Genomic DNA, 23,890 nt, shown 5'->3' with positions numbered 1-23,890 from the left:
TCCTTTCCGGCATCGCCGGCGATTTCCAAGGTTTCTTGCGACCTTCGGAGATCGCCGGCTTCTTTTTTTCGGATCGCCGAATAAAAGGAGCGGACGGCCAATAGATTGATAAAGAGAAGATGGACATGGCCCCCGGTAGACAGTTTGTCCGGCGGGCCGCTGTCGAGAACCGAAGCGTCCGACAAGGAGGGAACTGCCGATGCTTCACTTGGTCGCCTGTATCAAGCAGGTGCCGGATACGAAAATCATCAAGATGAACCCGAAAACGAACACGATGGACCGCTCCAGCGCGCCGGCCATCCTCAATCCGTACGATGCGCATGCCGTCGAAGAAGCGGTGCGTCTCAAGCAGCGGTACGGAGGAACGGTGTCCGTCGTGACGATGGGGCCGCCGCCCGCGGTCAAGGCGATCCGCAAATGCATCGAGATCGGCGCGGACGAAGGCTACCTGATCACCGACCGCGCGTTCGCCGGAGCAGATACGCTGGCGACCAGCTATTCGCTGACGAAGGCGATTGACAAAATCGCCAAGCTGAAGCCGATCGATCTGATCCTTTGCGGCAAAATGACGATCGACGGCGATACCGGCCAAGTCGGTCCGGGCATTGCCCGCAGACTGGATATTCCGCCGCTGACGAACGTCCGCAAGATCGTCGAAATTAACAAGGACGAAGGCTACGCCATCATCCACCGCAAGCTGGAGGACGGCTACGAGGTCGTCCGTTCGACGCTGCCGTGTCTGTTCTCCGTCGAAAAGGACATCAACGATATCCCGTATTCGCCGCTGCCCAACATGCTGCGGGCGGCGCGGTACCAGCCGGTCGTCTGGTCCGTCGACGATTTGGAGGGCGTGGACCGAACGAAGCTCGGGCTCAAAGGCTCCCCGACGATCGTCGCCAAGGTATGGCCGCCGGAGAAGCCGAAGGGCGGGGAGCTGCTGGAAGGAACTCCTGCGGAGCAGGCGGGCAAGCTGCTGTCAATTTTGCTGGAGAAAAAAGAGCTGTTCCGCGTTCAAAACGGAGGTGAAAGCTCATGAACCTGGAGGATTACCGCGGCGTTTGGGTGTTCATCGAGCAGAAGAACGGCGCGGTTGCGCCGGTGTCGCTGGAGCTGCTGGGGGCCGGGCGGAAGCTTGCGGATAAGCGGGGCGTGCCGCTCGCGGGCATCCTCATCGGCGACGGCGTCCGGCCTCTGGCCGCCGAGGTCATCGCTTACGGAGCGGACACTGTGTACTTGTACGACGACCCGATCTTCCATCATTACCGGACGGAATCGTACATGCGGGCCGTCATCGAAGCTTGTCAGAAGCACAAGCCGGAAATTTTTCTGTTCGGCGCGACCTCGACGGGCAAGGACCTCGCCAGCGCCGTGGCGACGGATCTCGCGACGGGGCTGACGGCGGATACGACGCAGCTGGACGTCGACGCGGAGACCGGGCTGCTGGAAGCGAGCCGTCCGGCGTTCGGCGGCAACATCATGGCGACGATTTTGTGCAAAAAGGACCGACCGCAAATGGCCACCGTGCGCCCGAAGGTCATGAAGCGGCTGGCCCCGGACCGGCAGCGTAAGGGGGACATCGTCGAGGAAGCTGTCTCCGTCCGCGAAGAAGACCTGCGCACGAAGGTGCTGGAGATCGTCCGCGACACGACGCAGCGGGTGCGGATCGACGAGGCGGACGTGATCGTCGCCGGAGGCAAAGGGCTGGGCGGCCCGGCCGGCTTCGAGCTGATTCACCGGCTGGCGGAGACGCTGGGCGCTTCCGTCGGGGCGAGCCGCGATGCGGTGGAGGCCGGATGGATCGGGCATCATCACCAGGTCGGGCAGACGGGCGTCACCGTGACGCCGAAAATTTATTTTGCCATCGGCATTTCCGGGGCGATCCAGCATTTGGTCGGCATGCAGAATTCGGGGCTCATTATTGCCATCAACAAAGATCCTGCCGCTCCGATCTTCGGGTCCTGCCACTACGGTATCGTCGGCGATGCGTTCGTCATCGTCCCGCTGCTGATCGAAGCGTTCCAAAAAGCGCTGCAAAGCGAGGTGCCTCAATATGGCTGAAAAATTCGACGTAATCGTGGTCGGCGCAGGGCCGGCCGGGACGTCGTGCGCCTATACGTTAGCCAAGGCCGGCGTCAACGTTCTGCTCATCGAGCGGGGAGAGTACCCTGGCTCGAAAAATGTCATGGGCGGCGTCCTGTACCGCAAAACAATGGAGGACATCATTCCGGGCTTTTACAAGGACGCGCCGGTGGAGCGGCCGATCGTCGAGCAGCGCTTCATGATGCTGGATAAAGAATCGGCGGTCACCTTCAGCTACAAGGGGCTGGAGTGGGGACAAGAGCCATACAACAATTTCACCGTGCTGCGGGCCAAATTCGACCAGTGGTTTGCAGAGAAGGCGGTGCAGCAGGGCGCGCTGCTGGTCAACGAGACGGTCGTGCTCGAATGCATCACCCAGGACGGGCGCGTCGTCGGTGTCCGCACCGACCGCCCGGATGGGGAGCTGTATGCCGACGTCGTAGTGCTCGCGGACGGCGTCAATTCGCTGCTCGCCAAGTCGCTCGGCTTCCACAAGGAGTTCCGCCCGGACGAGGTGGCGCTGGCCGTCATGGAAGTGCTGAAGCTGGATCGCAAAATGATCGAAGACCGGTTCAGCCTCGAAGGCGACCAAGGCTGTACGTTCGAAATTTTCGGCGATTCCACCCATGGCATTCTCGGCACGGCGTGGCTGTATACGAACAAAGACAGCCTCAACATCGGCGTCGGGGCGATGCTGTCCGGGCTGATTAAGCGCAAGCTGAAGCCTTACGAGCTGCTTGAATATGTCAAGACGCACCCGATTCTGCGACCGTATATCCAGGGCAGCGAGCAGCAGGAATATTTGGCCCATTTGATCCCGGAGGGCGGCTACCGCTCCATGCCGAAGGTCGTCGGAGACGGCGTGATCGTGGTGGGGGACGCGGCCCAGCTCGTCAACGCCATTCACCGCGAAGGCTCGAACATGGCGATGGCGTCCGGCGTGCTGGCGGCGGAGACGATTCTGGAAGCGAAGGAAGCGGGCGACTATTCCGCCGCCCGGCTCGACAAGTACCGGACCCGGCTGCTGGACAGCTTCGTCGGCCAAGACTTGAAGAAGTACAAGGATGCGACGCACCATTTTGAGAAGTACCCCCATTATTTTGAAAAGTACATCCCGCTCATGAACCGGGCGGCCGGCGAATTGTTCACCGTCGACGGCACGAGCAAGAAGGAGAAGCAGCGCAAAATTTGGCGCGGCATCGGCACCGCGGGCGAGAAAATCAAGATCGCCCAAGACTTGTTCAAGGCATGGAGGGTGATGAAATGAGCGACCAGCCCAAGGGAAAAGGGCAGACCATCGAAGAGAAGCAGTACTTGATCCGGTTCAAGGCGGACACGAACTCCCATCTCCACGTGCTCGACTACGATATCTGCGCGACGAAGTGCCCCGACAAGATTTGTACGATTTTTTGCCCGGCCGAAGTGTACAAGTGGGAGGAGATCCGGATGCACGTCGGCTACGAGGGCTGTCACGAGTGCGGAAGCTGCCGCATTGGCTGTCCGCACCAGAACATCAAGTGGGAATACCCCAAGGGCGGTCACGGGATCATCTTCCGGCTGGGGTAGCTGCGCCATGTTTGCGGTGGGGGACTGCGTCATCTTTATCCCGGACGGGGCCAGGGGAACGGTGATCGCCGTCAACGGGTCGTTCTGTCAAGTCATTTGGGAAGATTGGTTTACGAGCTGGGAAAAGGCCGAGGAGCTGCGAAAAGAAGAATGAAAGCACGGGGAATTATGGAACAGTCCGGCAGGCATTTCAATTTCGGTTGAAGTGCCTTTTTTTGTTCTTGACCCTTTGGATCAGGGAGCGGATGGCCGCTGTTTGTGTTATTTTATCCCCCTAAAAAATGGAATTTACCCCTTACTGTCCCCTAAAGGTCATGGTTAAATGAAAGTATGAACGCCGTTTTGGCAAGGGAGGTGAGACCAGCGGCAGACGAGGCGATTTGTCGGGGTTTCTTTCGCTGCTTTTATTCCTAAATATCAGGGAGGGATTGATGAATGAGTTTTGCGCAAATTGCGCTTCAGCGCACAATTAGGAAAGCGTTTTCTTTAACCGTAATCGCTTTGCTCCTGCTTAGTCTGGTTCCGGCGATGGCGCTCGGCGCGGGCGAGTGGCAGCCGAACACCGCCTACAAAGCCGGGGATGTGGTCACGTATGCGGGGCAGACATACACCTGCTTGCAACCGCATACATCGCTTACCGGTTGGGAGCCGCCGAACGTTCCGGCCTTATGGAAGGCCGGCGGCAGCGGCGGAACGGATACGCAAGCGCCGACGGCTCCGTCCGGCTTGCAGGCCACAGGCAAAACGTCCAGCAGCGTGACCCTTGCCTGGAACGCTTCGACGGATAACGTTGGCGTTACCGGCTATGACGTGTACAACGGGTCTGCGGTCGCGGCGAGCGTGACGGGAACGACCGCCACGGTCAGCGGGTTGTCCGCGAACACGGCGTACACATTCACGGTGAAAGCGAAGGACGCGGCAGGCAACGTATCCGCCGCAAGCCAGCCCGTCACGGTTACGACGAACCCGGCTTCCAATGATACGCAGCCGCCGACGGCGCCGACGAATCTGACCGTCACCGGCAAAACGTCGTCCAGCATCTCGCTGTCCTGGACGGCTTCCACGGATAACGTGGGCGTCACCGGCTATGCGGTGGAATACGGCTCCGGCAGCCTGAGCGTCGCGGGAACAACGGCGACGGTGGCCGGACTTGCCGCCGACACGACGTATACGTTCATCGTGAAGGCGAAGGACGCGGCCGGCAACGTCTCGCCCGGAGCGAGCGTGCAAGGGAAGACCGACCCGGCACCGTCCGGAGGCGGCGGCAAGATCGTCGTCGGCTATTGGCACAACTTCGATAACGGGTCCTCGGTGCTCAAGCTGCGGGACGTCTCGAAGAAATACGATGTGATCAACGTCGCTTTTGCCGAGCCGGTCTCTCCTGGCAGCGGTACGATCGCCTTCACGCCGTTTAATGCCACGGTGGAGGAATTCAAAGCGGATGTCGCGTATTTGCAGGGGCTCGGCAAAAAGGTGCTGATCTCCCTTGGCGGCGCCAACGGCACGGTGACGCTGTCCGATGCGACGAAGAAGCAGCAATTTATCAGCACGATGACCTCGATTATTCAAACCTATGGCTTCGACGGCATCGATATCGATCTGGAAGGCAGCTCGGTGGCCCTGAACGGCGGCGATACGGACTTCAAAAACCCGACAACGCCGGGCATCGTGAACCTGATTGATGCGGTCCGTACGCTCAGCAGCACCTTCGGCAGCAAATTCGTGCTGACGATGGCGCCGGAGACGGCGTACGTGCAAGGCGGGATGGGCGCTTACGGCGGTCCTTGGGGCGCCTACCTGCCGATCATCCACGCGCTGCGCGACAAGCTGAATTATATTCACGTGCAGCATTACAATAGCGGCTCGATGATGGGGCTCGACGGCCGCTCTTACGCGCAGGGCACGGCCGATTTCCACGTCGCCATGGCCGAGATGCTGCTGAAGGGCTTCCCTGTCAATAATAATGCTAACAACGTATTCCCGGCGCTGCGTCCGGAGCAGGTCGCCATCGGCGTGCCTGCGGTGCCGAGCGCGGCCGGAGGCGGGTATACGCCGGCGGCCGAGGTGCAGAAGGCGATCACGTATATCGTCAAAGGCACGTCGTTCGGCGGCAGCTATAAGCTGCAAAACCCGGCCGGCTATCCCGGCTTCAAAGGACTCATGACTTGGTCCATCAACTGGGACGCTGCGAACGGCTACGGCTTTGTCAACAGCCATCGTCCGTTTTTGGACGGCCTGAAATAACGAACACGGCCTTCCGTCGTCGACTTTGCTCTGCGACGGGGGCTTTTTTTGCCTCTTCACACTTGTGCAGCGATAAGCCTCTGTTTATGGAAGAAATGGAACGCCATTTCTCGATGAACGGAGGCTTTTTGCATTTTGTGCACAAAATCACTGTGATTTGGGAAGGAAAATACCGAAATATTTCCATAGGAGGGAATGGACATCCCTTGCCAAAAACAAACGTCATGACGGCATCTGGCAGCCGGCACATTTTGAGGAGGATTATTACGATGGAAAACGAGCACGAACCCACGACATGGACCGGGTCAAAAATGACCCGCCGCAAGCTTCTTTCTTCATTAGGAATCGTCGGAGCCGCCGTTGCGACCGGAACGTCGCTCGGCAGTCAGGCGTTCGGCGCGACGGTAACGGAGCAGGTGTACGGGCCGACGATGCAGCCCGCAGCCGCTCAATCCGCAGCGGCAGATGCGCAGACAGCCGCTCATACCCTGATCATCGATCCGGCCAAGTGGGACATCCCGACGGACGGAACGAATTCGCGGAAAACGACGGACGGACTCAATGCGGCTATAGCTGCCGCCAAGTCCGGAGGCTTCGGCGAAGTGTACCTTCCGAAAGGCAGATACCTGATCGATGCCGTGAGCAAAACCTCCCATTCGCCCGAAATCGGGGGAGGAATCCGAGTTCCTTCCGGCATGAAGCTGACGATGCACCCGGAAGCGGAATTGAAGGTCGAACCGAACGGATCCTACGGCTACTCCTGCATTTTTCTGGACAACGTGCATAATGTGGTCATTAGCGGGGGGATGGTGACGGGCGACCGAAACGAGCACGATTACAGTCATAAAGCCAAGCCGACGCATGAGTGGGGCTTCGGGATTAACGTCCGCGGCGGATATAACATTACGATCGACAACGTGCGAATCAAAGACTGCACCGGGGACTGCATCTATGTCAATGCGATCGGCATGATTAATTACGGAACCGTTCCGTATACCCCGCCGCAGAAAGTAACCATTCAAAACTGTACGCTGGACAGCTCCAGACGCAACAATATATCGATCAGCGCCTGCGACGGCGTGGTCATTCGTAACAACGTTATCCTTAACGCGGGGATTCAGACCGAGGCGGGACCGGGGTTGAAAACCAAGATCGGCCCCGGATTCGGTATCGACATCGAGGGCTACGGCGAGGGGGCGATCGATTACGAAACCCCTCTGAATATTCTCATCCAAGGCAACTGGTTTCGCGGGAACCGCGTGTACTCGGTGTGCAACTTCAACGGGTACGGCGTAGCGATCGAAGGCAATTTTTCGGATAATACCCTCTCTTACGGGAACGGCACCGATACCGTCATTGCCAACAACGTCCTGATTCGCACCGATCGTCAGCGGACGGCGATTGACGGCCAGAAGGTATCCGAAGGCTTGGAAGGAAACAATGTCACCATCGTTGGCAATACGGTTAAAGGGTTCGGCAGCGGTGTGGATATCCGGGGGAAAGATGTGGTCGTTGCCGGTAATACCATATCCCATTTGGGGGAGGCCGGGGCGGGAATTGCCGCTTACGCCGCGGAAAATGTATGGATTGCGAACAACTCCGTGCATCGGACGAAAGGAACCTCATACCGGGTGGCCGGCGGCAAGGATATTCGGCTGGTGAACAATAAAGCGCACGGCTCGGACAAGACGGCGATCGAAGCCAATGCGTCCACCCAAGTCGTCTTGAGCGGCAATGTGATCCGCAATTGCAGCGGAGGCATCAGAGTGACCAATATCTCGAGCGAAGAGACCGGCAGCGAAGTCGTCGTGGAAGGGAACCATATCGATCTGACGGAATACAAGGGCAAGACCTCATACGCCATCTCCTTCGATCAAAAAAGCGATGTAACCTTGAAGGGCAATCGCATTCCGGGACCCAGAAACACTGCCATCTACGGCGAGGGCGGCGCCGGAAACAGGGTCAAAATAGTGGATAACGAGATAGCGGAAGCGAACAGCTTCACCGCCATGATCCAAATCGTAGGCGGAGCAAAGCACGAGATCGTGGGCAATCACGTCACCTTTAACAAGGCTTCCAACGGCGGGGTCGGGATCTATTTAAAAGATGCCAAGGATTCGATCGTGGCGAGAAACACCATCTATTCCAATTCGGAGTATGCTCTGGCCAATTCGATTGCGACCAAAGAATCGACAGGTACGAAAGTGCTGAACAACATCGCCGTGAAGGGAGCGGTGTCGCTTAACGAGAAGACGGATCTTAACGTTGGGAATACGGTAGTTTGACGCGGCCTTATCGCCGTTACGGAAAAAAGAAGGCGCCCCCCGCGGCGTTTGGGAGAAGTCGCAGGGGGCGCGTCTGGGCTATGCGTCGGATTCATGACCCGTGACATAGGTGTCAGGGGAAGCGCCGTCCAGAAACGGGCTGCGCCGGCCGATATGGTACACGTACAGCTCGTGCATCGCCCGCGTGCAGGCCGTGTAGAACAGCTTGCGCTCGGCTTCCCGGCCGTACTGCTCCATCGAGGCGTTGTAGATGACGACCGCGTCAAATTCGACGCCCTTGGCCAAGTACGACGGGATGACCAACACGCCGGGCTCGAAGGACGCCGTCTCCGTCCCGACGAGGCGAAGCGGGAACCCTGCGTCTTGCAGCGCGTCGTAGGCTTCCCGGCTCTCCGCCGCCGTCTTGCAGATGACGCCGATCGTCTTGTGGCCGTCCGCCAGCAGGGCCCGGATGCGTCCGGCGACCTTGATGCTCAGGTCGGCCCGATCCGCCGCTTCCGTGACGACCGGCAGGCTGCCGCCGCGGTTGAACGGCTCGATGGCGGTGCCGTCCGCCAGTAGGCCGCGGGTGAACTCCACGATCTCCCGCGTCGAGCGGTAGCTTCGCGTCAGCACGTTCGTCTCCGTATGCTCCGGCCCGTACAGCGAGGTCAGCGGCGCGAAGCCGTCCGTATTGGCCGAGGCGTGCGCGTAGATGGCCTGGTTCCAGTCGCCGAGCACGGTCATTTTACTGCGCGGGAACAGCCGCCGGATGAATGCGAATTGGAACGGCGTGTAGTCTTGACCTTCGTCAATGAAGACGTGACGGACCGTGTTATTCGTCTGGAAGCCCTCGATCCGCTCCTTCAAGTACAAGTACGGCGCTCCGTCCTCGCTGGCCAGCTCGCCGCGCTCCAGCTTTTCCGCCGTCTGCTTGCAAATGTCCGCCCAGCGCGGCGGCAAACCGTCTTCGGACGCGAGGCCCGCAAAGCGTTCCGGCTCCAGGAACAGCTGCCGGTACACGGCAGGAACGTCGACGAACTCAAGGCGCTTGGCGCTTACGCGCAGCGGCTTGAAATGCTCTTGCACGACCATAGCGGCAAGCAGCTCCTGCTCGCGCTGAAAGTCGTCGAACGTATCTTCGGCATACTGCTTTTTGCGCCGCAACTGCTGGTAGGCCTGGAGATACGCTTCCTTGTCGAGCAGCTCGATCTCGTCCTCGACCCACGGCTTGGACCGCTCCCGCCGTCCCAGCCGCTTGAGCTCCTTCAGCAGCCATTCGGAGGTCAGGATCATCCGGTTCGGAATCGGCAGCGCCGGATCGAGGCTGTAGAAAAAGTCCGCGATCCGTCCGCCCTCGACGATCGGCTCCCCGCGGAAGGTTACATCCTTGAAACGCAGCCCTTCTCTGCCGAGCCACTCCGCGTACCGCTCCAGCATATGCATGAAGGAAGTGCCCGCTTTGAACAAAATTCCCTCGATGCGCGCGTCATAGCCGGGCTCGCCGGCCGCCGTGAGCGTGTATTCCGCCTGCTCGAACGGGTCTTCCAGACGGAAGGTGCTGCCGAGCCGGTGTTCCAGATATTCCTGGAACGTCGTCTGCTGCATGTTCTCCTCTCCGAGCTCGGGCAGCACGGTGGAGACGTAGCTGTTGAACATCGGGTTGGGCGAGAAGAGCACGATCTGCTCCGCGCTCAGCGTTTCCCGGTACCGGTAGAGGAGGTACGCGACCCGCTGCAGGGCGGCCGACGTTTTGCCGCTGCCCGCCGCCCCCTGCACGATCAGCAGCCGGCTGCGCTCGTTGCGGATGATCCGGTTCTGCTCCTTTTGAATCGTGGCGACGATGCTCTTCATCTGCGCGTCCGAATGCTTGCCGAGCACTTCCTGCAGCAGCTCGTCGCCGATCGTGACGCCGGTGTCGAACAAGCTGCGGATGACCGCGTCGCGAATAATATATTGCCGCTTCAGCTCCATCTCGCCGGAGATGACGCCGCCGGGCGTCTCATACTGCGCCGGTCCCGGCGGGTAATCGTAGTACAGGCTCGATACGGGGGCGCGCCAGTCGTAGATGAGGAACTGCTCGCCGCTCTCGTCCAGGAACGAACCGATGCCCAGATACACGGCTTCGGCGCGTCGCTCCCCGTCCTCCCGAAAATCGATGCGACCGAAGTACGGGGACGTCTTCAATCGTTTCAGCTTCGTTAATTGCTTCTGGGCGTGCCGGTGGCTGTGCTCGCGGCTGGTCAGCACCTCCGCTTGCTGCTTCAGGCTTGCGTACGTTTCTATGACTTCGTCGGGAGCGTCCAGGTTGACGGTCACATCGTCCCAAAAATGCTTGCGGATATCGACGATATCCGTCCTCAGCTCGCCGACCTCCTGCTGCAGGGTATCGATGCGCTTGCCGATGTCCCGGGTGACCCGTTCGACCCGCTCCTGCTCTTCCTGCCACACTTGCTGCATGTTCACCACGTTACCGCCCCTTTGTTCAAAAGATTTGACAAATCGCCGATGCATGTGTTAATATGATAGTGGGTAAATTTAAAGAGTGGAACCACAATATGGGTGGCGACCAATCTCCATTTTAGCATGGTTCTGCATGCAATTCAATAGAAGTACATCACCGCACGCTAACAAACGGAGACGCACATGACGCCTCCGTTTTTTTGTTGCAGTCCCCAGCGCACCGCCAAAACCGAGAACCAGCCCGAAAATGGCCAGCGGCGAGGTGCCGAACCTTTCGCTTTCGCTAAGTCACTTCAACGCGCCATCAGAATAAAGCGGACATGAAAGTTGGTTTCCCTATTCACTATCGCCGCTTCTGGGGCGAAGTATACTATATACATATCGTTTTACAAGGGGATCGCACAGTCCTTATGTCACGTTGGAAGAGGGTGGGGGTATGTCGCTAAGTAACTACATTATGGCGTCAAAGTCGTATTGCAGCCATGCGGGGATGAATCCGAAAGAGATTCCGTTTCCCAAGGTCGTCATGACGCCGAAAGAGCTGGAGGACAAGCGAAAGGATTACGAGGAAATTTTGTCCGTGGTTCAGTTTTTCGGAAACAAAATTTTGGACTCGATGAAAGGCACGCCGCTCTTGTTGTCGGTGGCTGACGCACGGGGATTCATCCTGCATATGATGGGGGACGAAACCATCAAGAATATGGTCAATCAGCTTGGCATCCGCATCGGCATTCAATTCTCCGAGGAAGTCATGGGCACCAACGTGGTCAGTCTTTCTTTGAAGCACAGCGGCTACGCCATCCAATTGATCGGCCCCGATCATTACCACGAATACCTGCATCAAACCGCCTGCTACGCCGTGGCATTTCGCTATTCCGACGTCGATAATCTGCTCGGAAGCATCATTATTATGACGGCCATCGAATTCCAGAACCCGCTTATGGTGACTATGCTGTCCACCACCGTGGACTCGATCGAGAGGGAGCTGATGCTTCGAAAGCAGAACCGCAAGCTGGACATTATGAATCAGATTCTGATGGACAATACGCGCAACGGCATTATTATTACCGATAAAGAGGGGGAAATTACGGATTTTAATCACTTTGCTCAAGATCTGACAGGTCTGTCCAAAGAGCAAACGCTGGGGAGGCCGGTGCTGTGTCTTGAACCCATGGGGCAATACATCTACGATGTGATCCGCCACGGGAAGAAGTACGAAGATATTCAAATCAGCTTCGAGCGCAAGGGGAGCGGGATGCGCACGGTGTGCCTGTTCGACGCGTTCCCGATCTATGACGAGCACAAGCGGCTCATCGGGGCCTTCGGCCAGTTCCGGAACATTACGGACCGGTATGAGGCGGAGGAGAAATACAATTATTTGGCCAACCACGACGATCTGACCAAGCTGCCCAACCGGAGGTACTACAAGCAAGTGCTTGTCCCTCTGCTCGAGCGGGCGAAGCGGGGGCTGCATCCGTCCGGCATCGCCATTATGTACCTGGATCTCGACCGCTTCAAGCTGGTCAACGACACGCTGGGGCATTCCAACGGAGACCTGCTGCTCAAGCAGATCGCCGAGCGGCTGACGAGCAGTCTCGAGGCGACGGATCTGGTCGCCCGCATGGGCGGCGACGAATTCATGTTCCTGTTTCCGATCGTGACGGACGAGCAGCAGGTCGTACACCGGGCCGAGCGCATTCTGAGCTTGTTCCAGCATCCGTTCAACATGAACGGGTACGAGTTTCACATTACGGCGAGCATCGGCATCGCTTTCTATCCGGACGACGGTCTCGACATCGAGATGCTGATGATTCATGCGGATACGGCGATGTACCGGGCGAAGCAGCGCGGCAAAAATCAATATGTGATCTATTCGGACGACATGCAGACGAAATCCCATGAGAAGATCAAGATGGAAACGTCGCTGCGCCGGGCGATCGACAATAACGAATTCGTGCTGTATTACCAGCCGCAAATCGATATCAAGACTGGGGATATCAAGGGCGCCGAGGCGCTGATTCGCTGGATGCACCCCGAGCGCGGGCTTGTATCTCCTTATGAATTCATTCCGTTGGCGGAAGAAACCGGACTTATTATCCAGCTCGATCAATGGGTGCTGCGCACCGCTTGCATGCAGAACAAGAGCTGGCAGGAAAAAGGGCTGCCGCCGATGCGCGTTGCCGTCAACTTGTCCTCCCAGCAATTTTCCAAAGAGTATCTTGCCGAGACGGTTAAGGGCATTTTGGAAGAGACCGGGCTTGAGCCGCGGTTCCTTGAGCTGGAAATTACCGAAACGATGACGATGGATGTGGAGCATACGATTCCGACGCTGCGGCAGCTGCATGGCCTCGGGGTCCAGATCAGCATTGACGATTTCGGAACGGGATACAGCTCGCTTAATTATTTGAAAAAGTTTTCGATCGACCGCCTGAAGATCGACCAGTCGTTCGTGCGGGATATTATGACGAATTCCCACGATTCGGACATCGTCGGCACCATCATCGCGATGGCGCACAATCTGGGGCTGGAGGTCATTGCGGAAGGCGTCGAAGAGAAGGACCAGCTCCGTTTCCTGCAGTACCAAAAATGCAACGAGGTGCAAGGGTACTACTTTAGCGAGCCGATCCCGGCAGAGCAGTTCGAGCTGCATTTTCAGGAGCTGCAGGAGAAGGTCAAGAGAAAATATTGATGCTTTCAAAAAAAGGGGATCACCATGAAAACTGTGGCTCAATTGTTAGTGGAGCATTTGATTCGATGGGGCGTTACCCATGTATTCGGCATCCCAGGCAAGCCGGTGACGCCTCTGGTCATGGAGATGGACCGGCAGGGCATCGTATTCGTGCTGAGCAAGCATGAAGGCGGCGCAGGGTTTGCAGCGGCCGGCTACGCCTTCGAAGGCGGCCGGCTCGGCGCGGCGCTGGGCACGGCGGGGCCGGGCGGCATCAACATGCTGACCGCTGCGGGACAAGCGAAAGCGACGGGCGTGCCCGTCCTGTTCTTGACCGGGCAGCCGCCGATCAAAGAGATCGGCAAGGTGCTCGGACAGGACAGCACGCCGTTCGGAACCGACCTCGTCAAGATGTTCGAGCCGGTGACGAAATTCAGCGCGCGCATCGAGCGCGGCGAGCTGCTTGAGACGTATCTGCGCCATGCGATCGAACAAGCCTTCACCGGAGTGAAAGGCCCCGTCCATCTCTCCATCCCCTTGGACGTTCTGACAGAGGAAGTCCGACCTTTTCAAATTTCAATGCCGACGCACTATCCGGCCGTTCTTTCCGCGAACCTTGATCAAGTGATCGAATGGCTCGATGCGGCAAGGCGTCCGGTGCTGTTCGTGGGCGGCGGCGTGCACGCTTGCCGGGCTTACGAAGAGCTTCGGCAGCTGGCCGAACGATGGAGTATTCCCGTGATGACGATGCCGGGAGGCAAGGGCGCGTTCGTATCGGGACATCCGCTGTCGCTCGGACCGTTCGGTCTTGGCGGCAACGATACGTCCAAAGCCTATCTAAGCGAAGGCGTCGACGTGATGGTTGTCTTGGGCAGTCAGCTCAGCGACTTGGAGCTGCCCGGACTGACGCCGGATATGTACCCGCGGCGTATGATCCATTTCGACTACGAGCCGACGTTTATCGGCAAAGCGGTTCCCGTTCCGGTGCTTCCGGTGCTCGGGGACTTGAAGCGCAATCTTCAGGAGCTGCTGCGCTTGACGGATGGCCGTCGTGTAGAGCTGACAAGCTTTTACGCCGAGGTCGCAGCCGCATCGGAAAGGGCTGCCGAAACGGAGGAGCCGGCGGAGAGTCGCGGGCTGACCGGCCGGCAAACGATTCGGGTCCTGCGGGCGGCATTGCCGAAGGAGGCCGTGGTGTACGGCGATGCGGGCAGTCATTCCTTCTATGTCGTCAAGCATTTTGATATCGAGGTCCCGGGAACGTTCTACTTCGAAGAGGTGTTTGCGACGATGGGGCGCGCCATCGGGTACGCCGTCGGCGCCCAACTTGCGGAGCCGCACAAAACGATCGTATGCCTGACCGGGGACGGATGCCTGTTCATGAACGGGACGGAAATATCGACGGCGGTCAATTACGAGGCTCCGGTTATTTTCGTTGTGATGAACAACGGCAGTCTGGATATGGTGGAGAAAGGGATGGCCCGGCATCTCGGCCGCGCGATCGGGACGAATTACACGGTACCGATACACGTCGCCAAGTTTGGCGAAGCGATGGGAGCGGAGGCGTTCCGCTGTTCGACCGAAGAGGAGCTGTACGCCGCGGTGACGCAGGCACTGGCGATGAGGCGTACGGCCGTGATCGAAGTGATGGCCGACCCGCTGGAAATTCCGCCGACGATGGCGCGCGGATGACCGGAGGGAAAGGAATACATAAGCAGAGGTGAATACGATGGGAAGCGAAGAGCGGTTGACGAACGCCGAGCGGTATGAACGGGGCATGAAGACGTTAGTGGAGATGGTCGGAGAGGAAGGGGCGCAGACGATCGGGAATATCGGCGCCTTTTTTCCGGATATGGCGCATCAGATCGTCTCCTTCGGATTCGGCGATTTGTATTCGCGCAAGACGCTGGATCTGAAGCAGCGGGAGATCATTACAATCACCTCGCTCATTACGCAGGGGGCAACGGAGCAGCTGCCGTTCCATGTGCATGCGGCGCTGAACGTCGGCTTGACGCCGGAGGAAATTCTGGAGATCGTCCTGCACTGCGCAGGCTACGCCGGGTTCCCGAAAGCATGCGGGGCCTTGCATGTGGTCGGCGAAGTATTCAAAGCCCGGAACATTACGCCGGTTAAGGGGTAGACGCCGGAACGGATGGTCCAAGCGCGCTTAGGCTAAGCGCAGCTTGGGCCTTTTTTTTGTAGGCAATAAAACATCTCCCCTTCGAGTACGATAAACACCTCGTCGGTATCTTGATGATCATGCCATACAAAATCCCCCATAATTTTGACCAATTTAAATTGATAGTTATTCATTTCCCCAATGACTTTTGGAGACCAGTGATCGCTGAACTTGGATAATTTTTCAGTAAGATTAATAGCTTGAGAGCCAATATTAATCTCTCCTATTTCTGTATAAAAAAGAATATTCGTCAAAGCAATATATGAAACCTGCCCGTTCGTTTAACAGTCTAGTCTACAACTTTATTATCACGGTCTAGCAACAACGGAGAGGAGCCGGCCCTGGGCGCGGGAGTAGCCGAACCGGGGAGCGTACCGCGTACGTTGTTTTAGCTGAACGACACGCTGGACAGCACTCTGGGTTTATCGAGAAAGATGTCCGTAATGTTCGGAATTTAACTGTATGTTGGACAAGAATGCAGGGTGAACATATAATTTTTATGTAAAACACGAACGAAATAAAGATAATCCCTTGACACCGATCTGAAATTCCGGTACCCTAATTTACGTAAACCGAATAAGCGTTACAGATGAGACTGTTCGTATATCTTCGGCATGACGGGCCGGGGGTCTCTACAAGGAACCGACAATTCCTGGCTACGAGCGGCGGGTTTTCCATACCCGTTCGAGGCCGGGATTTTTTGCGTCTCCGGACGGGTAGGCATGAGAATATTCGTTCTATGGAGGGAAAGCGAAGATGGGTAAGCGCTTTGATGTGATTATTGTAGGAGCCGGACCGGCGGGGATTTTTGCCGCTTATGAACTGACGTTGAAAGCGCCTCACAAGCGCGTTTTGTTAATCGATAAAGGACACGATATCGACAGCCGCCGGTGTCCGATTCTGGAAGAAAAGATCCGGCTCTGTCCTCCCCCGGCGGGGAAGAAGGAATACGCGGGCTGTCTGCCGGCCTGTTCGATTACGGGCGGGTTCGGCGGAGCGGGCGCTTACAGCGACGGGAAGTTCAACATTACGACGGAATTCGGCGGATGGCTGACCGATTATTTGCCGCCGTCGCAGGTGCTGGAGCTGATTCGCTACGTCGACGGTCTCAATCTGCGGCATGGCGCTCCCGATACGATCACCGACCCGATGACCGAGGTTGTGCGCTCGATCGAGCAGCGCGGCTATGCGGCCGGACTCAAGCTATTGCGGGCGCAAGTAAGGCATCTGGGCACCGAGAAAAATTTGCAGATTTTGAAATCGATCAATGACTATTTGAAACGGCATATCGAGATGCGGTTCAAGACGGAAGTGGCCGACGTGCTGACGGTGAAAGAAGCGGAAGGCTACCGGGCGCGAGGGGTCGTGCTGTCCAACGGCGAGGAGCTGGAAGCGGACGCCGTGATCGTCGCGCCGGGAAGAGACGGATCGGCGTGGCTGACGGAAATTCTCCGCAAGCGGCGCATTCCGATGTTCAATAACCAGGTGGACGTCGGCGTTCGGGTGGAGACGTCCGATGTCGTCATGCGCGAGATCAATGAGCATTTGTACGAGGGCAAATTTATTTTCAACACCTCGGTCGGCACGCGGGTACGGACGTTCTGCAGCAATCCGTCGGGCCATGTCGTGGTCGAGAACCACAGCGGGGTTATGGCGGCGAACGGGCATGCTTTCAAGGACCCGGCGCTTGGCTCGCTCAATACGAACTTTGCGCTGCTCGTCTCCCACCGGTTTACCGAGCCGTTCGACAAGCCGAACGAGTATGCGCGGGAAATCTGCAAGCGGGCGAACGATTTGTCGGGCGGCGGCGTGATCGTCCAGAAGTACGGCGACATCATTCGCGGCCGGCGCTCGACGGCGGGGCGCATTCAGGAAGGGTTCTTGGAGCCGACACTGAAGGAAGCCGTTCCGGGGGATCTGGGCCTTGTGCTCCCTTACAACACGATGAAAAGTTTGATCGAAATGGTCGAGGCGCTCGACAAGGTGACGCCGGGCATCGCGTCGGATCATACGCTGTTCTACGGTGTGGAAGCAAAGTTCTATTCGGCCCGGCCGAAGCTGAACGAGCAGCTTGAAACGGTGATCAGCGGGTTATACTGCGGCGGAGACGGCGCGGGGGTAACCCGGGGGCTGGCCCAAGCGGGCGCAGCCGGAGTCTGGATTGCCCGGTCGATTGTGGAGCGGATGTAGCGGACGACAGGCGAAAAGCCGAGGGAGCCAGGGGCTGCTTCGGCTTTTTTCTATGGCCGGGCTTCGCCTGAAGGAGCCGTACAAGCGTCCTAAACGATGCATAAAAGCAGGACTTCCGGAACATCCTGTAGACCGACAATCCCATCGGAAGGAAGCCGAATCCATGACCGACAATCAACCCATCGTTCTGCCGGAGGAAGCCGCGCCGCTGCATGCGGTATCCTGCCAGCTATGCGAGCTGGCGAATCAGCGGACTCGCGTCATATGGGGGGAAGGCAACCCGGAAGGCCGGATCATCATGCTGCTGGATAATCCCGGAGCGCGGGAGGACCGGGAGGGCCGCGCCTTCGTCTGCGGTACCCGCGCTACGCTGCAGCTTGGTGCGGCGGAGGCGGGACTCGATATGAACGACGTTTACGTGACTTATGTGTTGAAATGCCGGCCGGTTCGCAAATACGACAAGGAAACGGCGAGGAATCGCTGCCGGGCGCACTTGCTTTCCCAGTTGGAGCAAAAACGGCCGAAGCTTATGATCTGCTTGGGAAACGTGGCGGTGCAGGCGTTTTTTCAAGATCCGGAAGCGGAGGTCAAGCAACTTAGGGGCAGCTGGTACGATATCGCCGGGCTGCCGACGACCGTCAGCTACCATCCGCTTGCCGTCCGGCGCAGGCCGGTGCTTATGCGTATGTTCTTGGAGGATCTGAAACGGGTGGCTGCAAGGTCTGTCGAAATCGGTGGAGCGTCAATCGTTCCGTCGGGCGAAGAACAGCCGGAGAAGGGGAACTGACGGAGCGATTCCCAACGGCAGGGTAGGATTGGAAAAGGACGATTGACCATACGCAGGCTGTCCCGCGGGCAATTTTATTCGAGGGGCAGCCTTTTTGTCGTCGATCGCACGCTAACGAGAAGATTTTTTTGTAACCTGACAGAAGTCCCGTCCGTATATAGAGAGAGTCATACATTTTCCCAAAATGTGAGAGTGCAGCCTTCGGGTTGGCTCCCAATGTTTAGGAGGTATTGGTGCATGAAACAACTTTCCAAACCGCTCAAGTTGACGGCAGCCGTCGTTGCTCTCAGCACGGTCTTTGCAACAGGGGCTTATGCCGGGTCGCAGCTTGAGGAAATACGCGCTTATTTGAACAACGGGCTCAAGTTAAAAATCGACGGAGCCGCATGGGAGCCGAAGCTGTCGGACGGCACGCCGGTACGTCCGATTACATATGATGGCAGCACGTATTTGCCTGTTCGTGCCGTTTCGGAAGCGCTTAACGTGGCCGTTAACTATGACGAAGCGACTGACACGGTGCTTCTCGGAGAACGTTCCGAGGGTGTTCCGATTTCAGCGGAAAAATATGATTTATGGCTGTTCTCGCAGACCCGGGAACCGAGTAAAACAAGCTATAACGGAGTAGAGTATAAGGAATTGTTCCATACGACGGCGATTAACGGCCTGCCAAACATCACTCTGAATCCGAACAAAAAATACCAGAAGCTGGTACTGGAAATCGGAGCGACCGAAGATTCGTTCGAAGTTGTCGTTACGAGCGGCGATGTTGAACTGGCGGCGAAGAAGCTGACCAAGGCGGATGGCCTGACGAAGATGGAAGTCGATATCGGCGGCGCGGAAAAAGTGAAGGTGGAAATCAAAGCGCCTCCGCTTAACAAAGGTGCAGCTATTATTTTGCCGACATCCTATTATAAATGACGATTTGACATTCTATTACGAATTCGAAGAAAGGCTCTTTCGCATGGCTCGCGAACAGAGTCTTTTTTTGCCTGTCGATGAATGCTGCCGTGGAAACGGCTCCGGCGATAAGCGGAATGATTAACTTGTCCTTCCTCGGGGTAAGAAGCTGTGTAGCGGAAGCTGCCAGAGGCGCCGATTCGGGCGGGCCGCGGAGAAATGCGGCGGCCGTCCGGTTTCGAGACGCCGACGAACCGCTTGCCGGTTCGTACCCAATTGAGGAGGTCATGACCATGAACAACGAGAAAAAAATCGTAGGCGTGTTTCAGACCGAGCAGGAAGCGATCCGGGCGATCGAAGGCTTGAAAAGACAAGGTTATCGGGCGGATGAGATATCCGTGATTGCCAAGGATAAGGAGGACGTATCCGCCGTGACGGACCAGACGGGGTCCAAAGCGCCGGAGGGTGCCGCGGCAGGCGCGGCTACAGGCGGCATGCTGGGCGGGATCGCCGGGCTGTTGGCCGGAATCGGCGCGCTCGCGATTCCGGGCGTAGGGCCGATTATTGCGGCGGGCCCGATTGCGGCGACCTTAACCGGGGCGGCTGTCGGGGCGGGAGCCGGCGGGATCGTCGGCGGATTGATCGGCATGGGGATTCCCGAGGACGAAGCGAAACGTTATAACGAATACGTCAAAGAAGGGAGCATCCTTGTGCTTGTAGACTCCCGGGCCGAGCTCGACAATGAGGTATACGATACGTTCCGCGCCAACAACTCCAGGAATGCGAGCACCTACGACGCCGACTACGGGGCGGAAGTCGGGTCCCGCAGGCTGCGCTGACCCGCACGCGCTCTTGGGGAAGCAGGTATCCTTCGGAAGCCTTGACCGGGGCCGTAGTCCCGCCGGGGCTTCTTTTTCGTGTGGGCGGAGAAAAAACATATTTTCTGTTCAAACGGTTGACAAGAAGCTGCTCTTGGTTTAAGTTATGTGTACATACAACAAAAAAGGCTAAGGATCGATTATGGAACAGCAAAGCAAAGTAACCGAAGACCATTTTGCCGAATGCCCCTTTTTTAACGTGAACTGGCTATCCCGCGTCATGAACCGGATGGCGGAAGAGGAATTCGCGCCTGCCGGCTTATCGCCGACCTATGCCTTTTTGCTGATGGTGGTAAAAGAAAATCCGGGGATTACCCAAAGAGACTTAAGCGAGACGCTGCATATCGCTCCTTCTACCAGCACCCGGTTCATTGACAAGCTCGTCGTCAAAGGCTTGGTCGAGAGACGGAACGAGGGCAAGCTGGCGCTCATCTATCCGACCGAAGAGGGGCTTAGGCTTCAGCAGACGATTAATCAATGCTGGCATCGCTTGATGGGGCGATTTATGGGAGCTTTAGGCGAAGAAGGGCAAGTGCTGACAGGGATGCTGCATCAGGCTGCCAAAAAGCTCGACAGTAAATAAAATTTTTTGCACAATTTGTTGTATGTACACACAATCATCATTTTGCCGGAGGAAAGGTGGAGTACGAATTGCGGATAACGATGAAAAAAGAGGTTTTCGAGACATTGGAGGATCGCGCGCTGCTGGAGGCTTGTATCGAGCCGACGATCCGGCAGATTCGCGGGAAGGGCCTTCGTCTCAAGCGGGAGGTGTATGCCGGGCTGACCCCGGGACAGCAAGCGCTGCTGATGTTCCAAGTGCTCTATGGCCACGCCCACTCGGAGCCCGAATATTACTGGTTTGTCTCGCATTACATTTCTCTGGGGGTGTGGTCCGAGGTGAAAGCCGGAATGCGCTATTTCGGGGATGAGGCCATGCTGCGGATTTACGAGGAGACGGAAGCGGCGGTTAAAGCGAAAAACCGCCAGCCTGACGGGGGATGGCGTCATTTTGCCGTGATGGACCTGGACGGGGATGCGGAGCTGGCTGCATCCATAGCCCGGCTGTTTGCCCGGTATCATCAAGCCGCGCCGGAAACGATAAGACGCATTGGCGAGCGGATTCGAAGCATCCCCGGCGAGTTCGCAGCGCTTGAAGGGTAAGCTGTTGACCGCTGTACAGGCATCTAAGGACATGCCCGCCCCGGCAGGCATGTCCGCCGCGGCGATGGACGGGAGCTATTGCCGGGAGAAGCCTTCTTCGGTCAAGTATTCTTCGGCTTCCCCGTACGTTTCGAAGGCCGCTTCGAGGTTCAAACCGGCATAGACGCACCACAGCTCGTTCTCGTACAGCAGCACCAAGGTCTGCTTATCCGGGCCGGTCCAGCGCTCTTCGATCTCCGCGTCGCCGGCGACGGCTTGTTCTTGCACCGTCTTGGGCGCAAGGGAGCGTATCGAGGCTTCCACGATCGACCGGAGCGCCTCTGCGGTGAAGTCCCGGATGTTCACCAGACCCCGCTCATCGGTATCGTAACCGGACAGATGACCGGCATAGACGAAGCCGTTGCCATTCGGGTGCAAATGGTACACAACGGTCTTCTTGTCATAAGCGCTTTGTTCGTAATGATAGTTGACCCGGCCCAAGGACACGTTCTTCCTCTCCAGCTCCGTAAACGATTCGATTACCGCAATCTTTTCCTCAAATGTCAGCATGATTTCCTCTTCCTGTCAGATAAATTTTGGATATATGTTAAATATACCATACATCATTTTTAAAACAAAAATAACGGATGATGAAAGGTTTGTATAGATTTCCTGACGCTTCGAATTTGCTGAATATTGTCAAAAAAAACGGTTGAAAGTGGAAGTCGATACCTATAGAATAAAAAACAACTCATTATTTCAGCATTACGTTAAAGCATAGAAGGAGATGGAGATGAATCGATGACTGTGACTACACTGACTGCCGAAAATCTAAATCCGTTTAAAATTGCTCAAAGGCAAATCGAGCATGCCGCTTCTCTCTTAAACTTACCCAAAGAGGCCGTAGAAATTCTGAAGCACCCGAAACGGGTATTGTCCGTCACATTCCCCGTGAAGATGGACAACGGCCAAGTCCGCGTATTTGAAGGCTACCGCTCCCAGCATAACGATGCGGTCGGCCCGACGAAGGGCGGCATCCGGTTCCATCCGGACGTTACGCTGGACGAGGTCAAGGCGCTGTCGATGTGGATGAGCTTCAAATGCGGCGTTGTCGGCCTCCCGTACGGCGGCGGCAAGGGCGGAGTCATCTGCGACCCGCGCGAAATGAGCAAGGGCGAGCTGGAGCGCGTCAGCCGGGGATTCATGGAAGCGATCGCCGATATCGTCGGACCGGAGAAAGACATTCCTGCGCCGGACGTGTACACGACCCCGCAAATTATGGGCTGGATGATGGATACGTTCAGCCGTTTGAAAGGCTTCAACAGCCCGGGCGTGATTACCGGCAAGCCGCTGATTATCGGAGGCTCCAAGGGCAGAAACGAAGCGACGGCCCGCGGCTGCGTCTTCACGATTCAAGAGGCGTTGAAGGATATGGGCAAGTCGCCGGAAGGCGCGACGGTGGCCATCCAAGGCTTCGGCAACGCCGGACGGATTGCGGCGAAGCTGCTGGCGGAGCTGGGCTGCCGCATTGTGGCCGTGAGCGACTCGCGCGGCGCAATTTACGACCCGCAAGGACTGGATTTGGCCCGTGTGGAGCAATTGAAGGATCAGGGAGACCTGTCCGCATACGGCGCGTCGTCCGCCATTCAGCCGGAGAAGCTGCTGGAGCTGGATGTGGATATTTTGGTCCCGGCTGCGCTTGAGAATGTCATTACATCGGCAAATGCCGCTCAGATCAAGGCGCGCATCGTGGCGGAAGCGGCCAACGGACCGACGACGCCGGAAGCGGACGAGATTTTGTTCGGCAACGGCGTGAAGGTGATCCCGGATATTTTGGCGAATGCCGGCGGCGTGACGGTTTCCTACTTTGAATGGGTTCAGAACCTGATGAACTATTACTGGAGCGAAGAAGAGGTAAACCTCAAGCTCAAGACGGCGATGACGGAAGCGTATCGCGCGGTTCAAGATCTTGCCACTCAATACAAAACCGATCTGCGTACGGCCGCTTACATGATCTCGATGGAGCGGATTTCCAAAGCGATGGAAGCCCGCGGCTGGGTGTAAGCGGAGCGCCTGAATTCCATATGCCATAAAACAGTCGCCGTCAGCGGCTTTGTACCTTGCCTTGGTACAGAAGCGCTGGCGGCGCTTGGCGTTCCCGGGGTTTTTGCTGTAAGATTATAGTTTGAAACTTATTGCCAGGTTCCATCGTCTAATAGGTGACGGTCCCTTCTGTCCAAAGACAACTGGAGCCGCACTTAGGCACCGTACGCCGGAAGCGGGGAGGAAGCACGGCGCTTCTATCGCGGGCGAACCTAAATGATATTGGAGTTGAAGAAATGAAGTTTTTGAAGAACGTTATCCTCATCGTGCTCAGCTGCATCGTTAGCTACTGGCTCGTTGGCGGGGCGTTTATCGATTTGTTTTTCCGTATGAAACATTAGGCTGGGTCCGAAAAAGCCCTCCGCTTACAGCGGAGGGCTTTTTCGTGCGTCTGACGGTTGTTGTTGCCCGGACCGTCGGTTTATTGTG

The 23,890-nt window shown here is 57.2% G+C and carries 19 protein-coding genes, 1 pseudogene and 1 riboswitch; of the genes and pseudogenes, 17 read left to right on the top strand and 3 right to left on the bottom strand.

Annotated features, from left to right (window positions below; all coding sequences use genetic code 11):
- The first annotated feature begins 199 nt into the window (after positions 1-199).
- From PEH01S_RS09880 to PEH01S_RS09855, 7 genes are all read left to right on the top strand, one after another.
- A complete protein-coding gene (locus PEH01S_RS09880) occupies positions 200-1,036 on the top strand; it encodes an electron transfer flavoprotein subunit beta/FixA family protein (RefSeq protein ID WP_127485134.1) in 837 nt (278 codons plus the stop codon).
- Positions 1,033-2,058, top strand: coding sequence for an electron transfer flavoprotein subunit alpha/FixB family protein (locus PEH01S_RS09875; protein WP_127485131.1), 1,026 nt, complete (start codon positions 1,033-1,035; stop codon positions 2,056-2,058). The genes PEH01S_RS09880 and PEH01S_RS09875 overlap by 4 nt, the downstream gene beginning before the upstream one ends.
- On the top strand, positions 2,051-3,346 hold the full coding sequence (locus PEH01S_RS09870) for an FAD-dependent oxidoreductase (protein WP_025852118.1): 1,296 nt from the start codon (positions 2,051-2,053) through the stop codon (positions 3,344-3,346). Before PEH01S_RS09875 ends, PEH01S_RS09870 begins: the two co-directional genes overlap by 8 nt.
- Complete coding sequence (locus tag PEH01S_RS09865) at positions 3,343-3,645, top strand: ferredoxin family protein (RefSeq protein WP_010500576.1); 303 nt, start codon at positions 3,343-3,345, stop codon at positions 3,643-3,645. The genes PEH01S_RS09870 and PEH01S_RS09865 overlap by 4 nt, the downstream gene beginning before the upstream one ends.
- Positions 3,646-3,652: 7 nt before the next feature.
- Positions 3,653-3,799, top strand: coding sequence for a hypothetical protein (locus tag PEH01S_RS34530; RefSeq protein WP_164827761.1), 147 nt, complete (start codon positions 3,653-3,655; stop codon positions 3,797-3,799).
- 281 nt (positions 3,800-4,080) lie between these two features.
- Entirely contained in the window at positions 4,081-5,889 is a 1,809-nt protein-coding gene (locus tag PEH01S_RS09860; protein ID WP_025852116.1) for a fibronectin type III domain-containing protein, read from the top strand.
- Positions 5,890-6,158: 269 nt separating this feature from the next.
- Positions 6,159-8,174, top strand: a complete 2,016-nt coding sequence (locus PEH01S_RS09855) for a right-handed parallel beta-helix repeat-containing protein (protein WP_164827760.1) — start codon at positions 6,159-6,161, stop codon at positions 8,172-8,174.
- Positions 8,175-8,252: 78 nt separating this feature from the next.
- Here PEH01S_RS09855 and helD read toward each other — a convergent pair whose 3' ends face one another.
- A complete protein-coding gene (gene helD / locus PEH01S_RS09850) occupies positions 8,253-10,613 on the bottom strand; it encodes an RNA polymerase recycling motor HelD (RefSeq protein ID WP_127485175.1) in 2,361 nt (786 codons plus the stop codon).
- 439 nt (positions 10,614-11,052) lie between these two features.
- Between helD and PEH01S_RS09845 the strand changes: the two genes are divergently transcribed.
- From PEH01S_RS09845 to PEH01S_RS09835, 3 genes are read left to right on the top strand one after another with little or no spacing between them, the layout of a single operon-like run.
- Positions 11,053-13,305, top strand: coding sequence for a putative bifunctional diguanylate cyclase/phosphodiesterase (locus tag PEH01S_RS09845; protein ID WP_025852113.1), 2,253 nt, complete (start codon positions 11,053-11,055; stop codon positions 13,303-13,305).
- 24 nt (positions 13,306-13,329) lie between these two features.
- On the top strand, positions 13,330-14,976 hold the full coding sequence (locus PEH01S_RS09840; protein ID WP_127485127.1) for a thiamine pyrophosphate-binding protein: 1,647 nt from the start codon (positions 13,330-13,332) through the stop codon (positions 14,974-14,976).
- A 37-nt stretch (positions 14,977-15,013) separates the two neighbouring features.
- A complete protein-coding gene (locus PEH01S_RS09835; protein WP_025852111.1) occupies positions 15,014-15,424 on the top strand; it encodes a carboxymuconolactone decarboxylase family protein in 411 nt (136 codons plus the stop codon).
- 71 nt (positions 15,425-15,495) lie between these two features.
- On the opposite strand, the pseudogene PEH01S_RS09830 reads toward PEH01S_RS09835, so the two are convergent.
- Positions 15,496-15,675 (bottom strand): annotated as a pseudogene (locus PEH01S_RS09830) (cupin domain-containing protein); the annotation flags it as partial.
- A gap of 367 nt (positions 15,676-16,042) precedes the next feature.
- Positions 16,043-16,142: riboswitch (purine riboswitch) on the top strand.
- Positions 16,143-16,219: 77 nt separating this feature from the next.
- Between PEH01S_RS09830 and PEH01S_RS09825 the strand changes: the two are divergent.
- The 6 genes from PEH01S_RS09825 to PEH01S_RS09800 all read left to right on the top strand — a co-directional run bounded on the left by PEH01S_RS09825 (position 16,220) and on the right by PEH01S_RS09800 (position 21,379).
- Positions 16,220-17,653 (top strand): NAD(P)/FAD-dependent oxidoreductase, encoded by a 1,434-nt coding sequence (locus PEH01S_RS09825; protein WP_127485125.1) that lies wholly within the window; start codon positions 16,220-16,222, stop codon positions 17,651-17,653.
- Positions 17,654-17,816: 163 nt separating this feature from the next.
- Positions 17,817-18,440, top strand: a complete 624-nt coding sequence (locus PEH01S_RS09820; RefSeq protein WP_174807118.1) for a uracil-DNA glycosylase — start codon at positions 17,817-17,819, stop codon at positions 18,438-18,440.
- A 237-nt stretch (positions 18,441-18,677) separates the two neighbouring features.
- The gene (locus tag PEH01S_RS09815) at positions 18,678-19,358 is read left to right on the top strand and encodes a stalk domain-containing protein (RefSeq protein WP_025852106.1); all 681 of its coding nucleotides are present in this window, start codon (positions 18,678-18,680) and stop codon (positions 19,356-19,358) included.
- A gap of 272 nt (positions 19,359-19,630) precedes the next feature.
- On the top strand, positions 19,631-20,176 hold the full coding sequence (locus PEH01S_RS09810) for a general stress protein (RefSeq protein WP_051570570.1): 546 nt from the start codon (positions 19,631-19,633) through the stop codon (positions 20,174-20,176).
- A 181-nt stretch (positions 20,177-20,357) separates the two neighbouring features.
- Positions 20,358-20,798 carry a MarR family winged helix-turn-helix transcriptional regulator gene (locus tag PEH01S_RS09805; RefSeq protein WP_025852103.1) on the top strand — a complete coding sequence of 147 codons (441 nt, stop codon included), beginning with the start codon at positions 20,358-20,360 and terminating at the stop codon, positions 20,796-20,798.
- A gap of 56 nt (positions 20,799-20,854) precedes the next feature.
- On the top strand, positions 20,855-21,379 hold the full coding sequence (locus PEH01S_RS09800; protein WP_127485123.1) for a hypothetical protein: 525 nt from the start codon (positions 20,855-20,857) through the stop codon (positions 21,377-21,379).
- A gap of 75 nt (positions 21,380-21,454) precedes the next feature.
- Here the strand turns inward: PEH01S_RS09800 and PEH01S_RS09795 are convergent, their stop codons facing one another.
- Positions 21,455-21,928, bottom strand: coding sequence for a hypothetical protein (locus PEH01S_RS09795; RefSeq protein ID WP_025852100.1), 474 nt, complete (start codon positions 21,926-21,928; stop codon positions 21,455-21,457).
- Positions 21,929-22,159: 231 nt separating this feature from the next.
- Here PEH01S_RS09795 and PEH01S_RS09790 point away from each other — a divergent pair, with 231 nt between their 5' ends.
- Complete coding sequence (locus tag PEH01S_RS09790) at positions 22,160-23,422, top strand: Glu/Leu/Phe/Val family dehydrogenase (RefSeq protein ID WP_127485121.1); 1,263 nt, start codon at positions 22,160-22,162, stop codon at positions 23,420-23,422.
- The last annotated feature ends 468 nt before the right edge of the window (positions 23,423-23,890 follow it).

This window comes from Paenibacillus ehimensis NBRC 15659, assembly GCF_004000785.1.
In the GTDB taxonomy this organism is placed as follows: Bacteria; Bacillota; Bacilli; order Paenibacillales; family NBRC-103111; genus Paenibacillus_G; species Paenibacillus_G ehimensis.
The sequence above is the reverse complement of the archived record's forward strand: the minus strand, read 5'-3'. Positions and strand labels throughout refer to the sequence as shown.

Bases quoted from the DNA above. Each gene is read 5' to 3' on its own strand.
- PEH01S_RS09815 (WP_025852106.1), top strand. From the start codon at position 18,678: ATGAAACAACTTTCCAAACCGCTCAAGTTGACGGCAGCCGTCGTTGCT.
- PEH01S_RS09855 (WP_164827760.1), top strand. From the start codon at position 6,159: ATGGAAAACGAGCACGAACCCACGACATGGACCGGGTCAAAAATGACC.
- PEH01S_RS09790 (WP_127485121.1), top strand. From the start codon at position 22,160: ATGACTGTGACTACACTGACTGCCGAAAATCTAAATCCGTTTAAAATT.
- PEH01S_RS09795 (WP_025852100.1), bottom strand. From the start codon at position 21,928: ATGCTGACATTTGAGGAAAAGATTGCGGTAATCGAATCGTTTACGGAG.
- PEH01S_RS09865 (WP_010500576.1), top strand. From the start codon at position 3,343: ATGAGCGACCAGCCCAAGGGAAAAGGGCAGACCATCGAAGAGAAGCAG.
- PEH01S_RS09840 (WP_127485127.1), top strand. From the start codon at position 13,330: ATGAAAACTGTGGCTCAATTGTTAGTGGAGCATTTGATTCGATGGGGC.
- PEH01S_RS09875 (WP_127485131.1), top strand. From the start codon at position 1,033: ATGAACCTGGAGGATTACCGCGGCGTTTGGGTGTTCATCGAGCAGAAG.
- PEH01S_RS09825 (WP_127485125.1), top strand. From the start codon at position 16,220: ATGGGTAAGCGCTTTGATGTGATTATTGTAGGAGCCGGACCGGCGGGG.
- PEH01S_RS09870 (WP_025852118.1), top strand. From the start codon at position 2,051: ATGGCTGAAAAATTCGACGTAATCGTGGTCGGCGCAGGGCCGGCCGGG.
- PEH01S_RS09845 (WP_025852113.1), top strand. From the start codon at position 11,053: ATGTCGCTAAGTAACTACATTATGGCGTCAAAGTCGTATTGCAGCCAT.
- helD (WP_127485175.1), bottom strand. From the start codon at position 10,613: ATGCAGCAAGTGTGGCAGGAAGAGCAGGAGCGGGTCGAACGGGTCACC.
- PEH01S_RS09835 (WP_025852111.1), top strand. From the start codon at position 15,014: ATGGGAAGCGAAGAGCGGTTGACGAACGCCGAGCGGTATGAACGGGGC.
- PEH01S_RS09810 (WP_051570570.1), top strand. From the start codon at position 19,631: ATGAACAACGAGAAAAAAATCGTAGGCGTGTTTCAGACCGAGCAGGAA.
- PEH01S_RS09820 (WP_174807118.1), top strand. From the start codon at position 17,817: ATGACCGACAATCAACCCATCGTTCTGCCGGAGGAAGCCGCGCCGCTG.
- PEH01S_RS09805 (WP_025852103.1), top strand. From the start codon at position 20,358: ATGGAACAGCAAAGCAAAGTAACCGAAGACCATTTTGCCGAATGCCCC.
- PEH01S_RS34530 (WP_164827761.1), top strand. From the start codon at position 3,653: ATGTTTGCGGTGGGGGACTGCGTCATCTTTATCCCGGACGGGGCCAGG.
- PEH01S_RS09860 (WP_025852116.1), top strand. From the start codon at position 4,081: ATGAGTTTTGCGCAAATTGCGCTTCAGCGCACAATTAGGAAAGCGTTT.
- PEH01S_RS09880 (WP_127485134.1), top strand. From the start codon at position 200: ATGCTTCACTTGGTCGCCTGTATCAAGCAGGTGCCGGATACGAAAATC.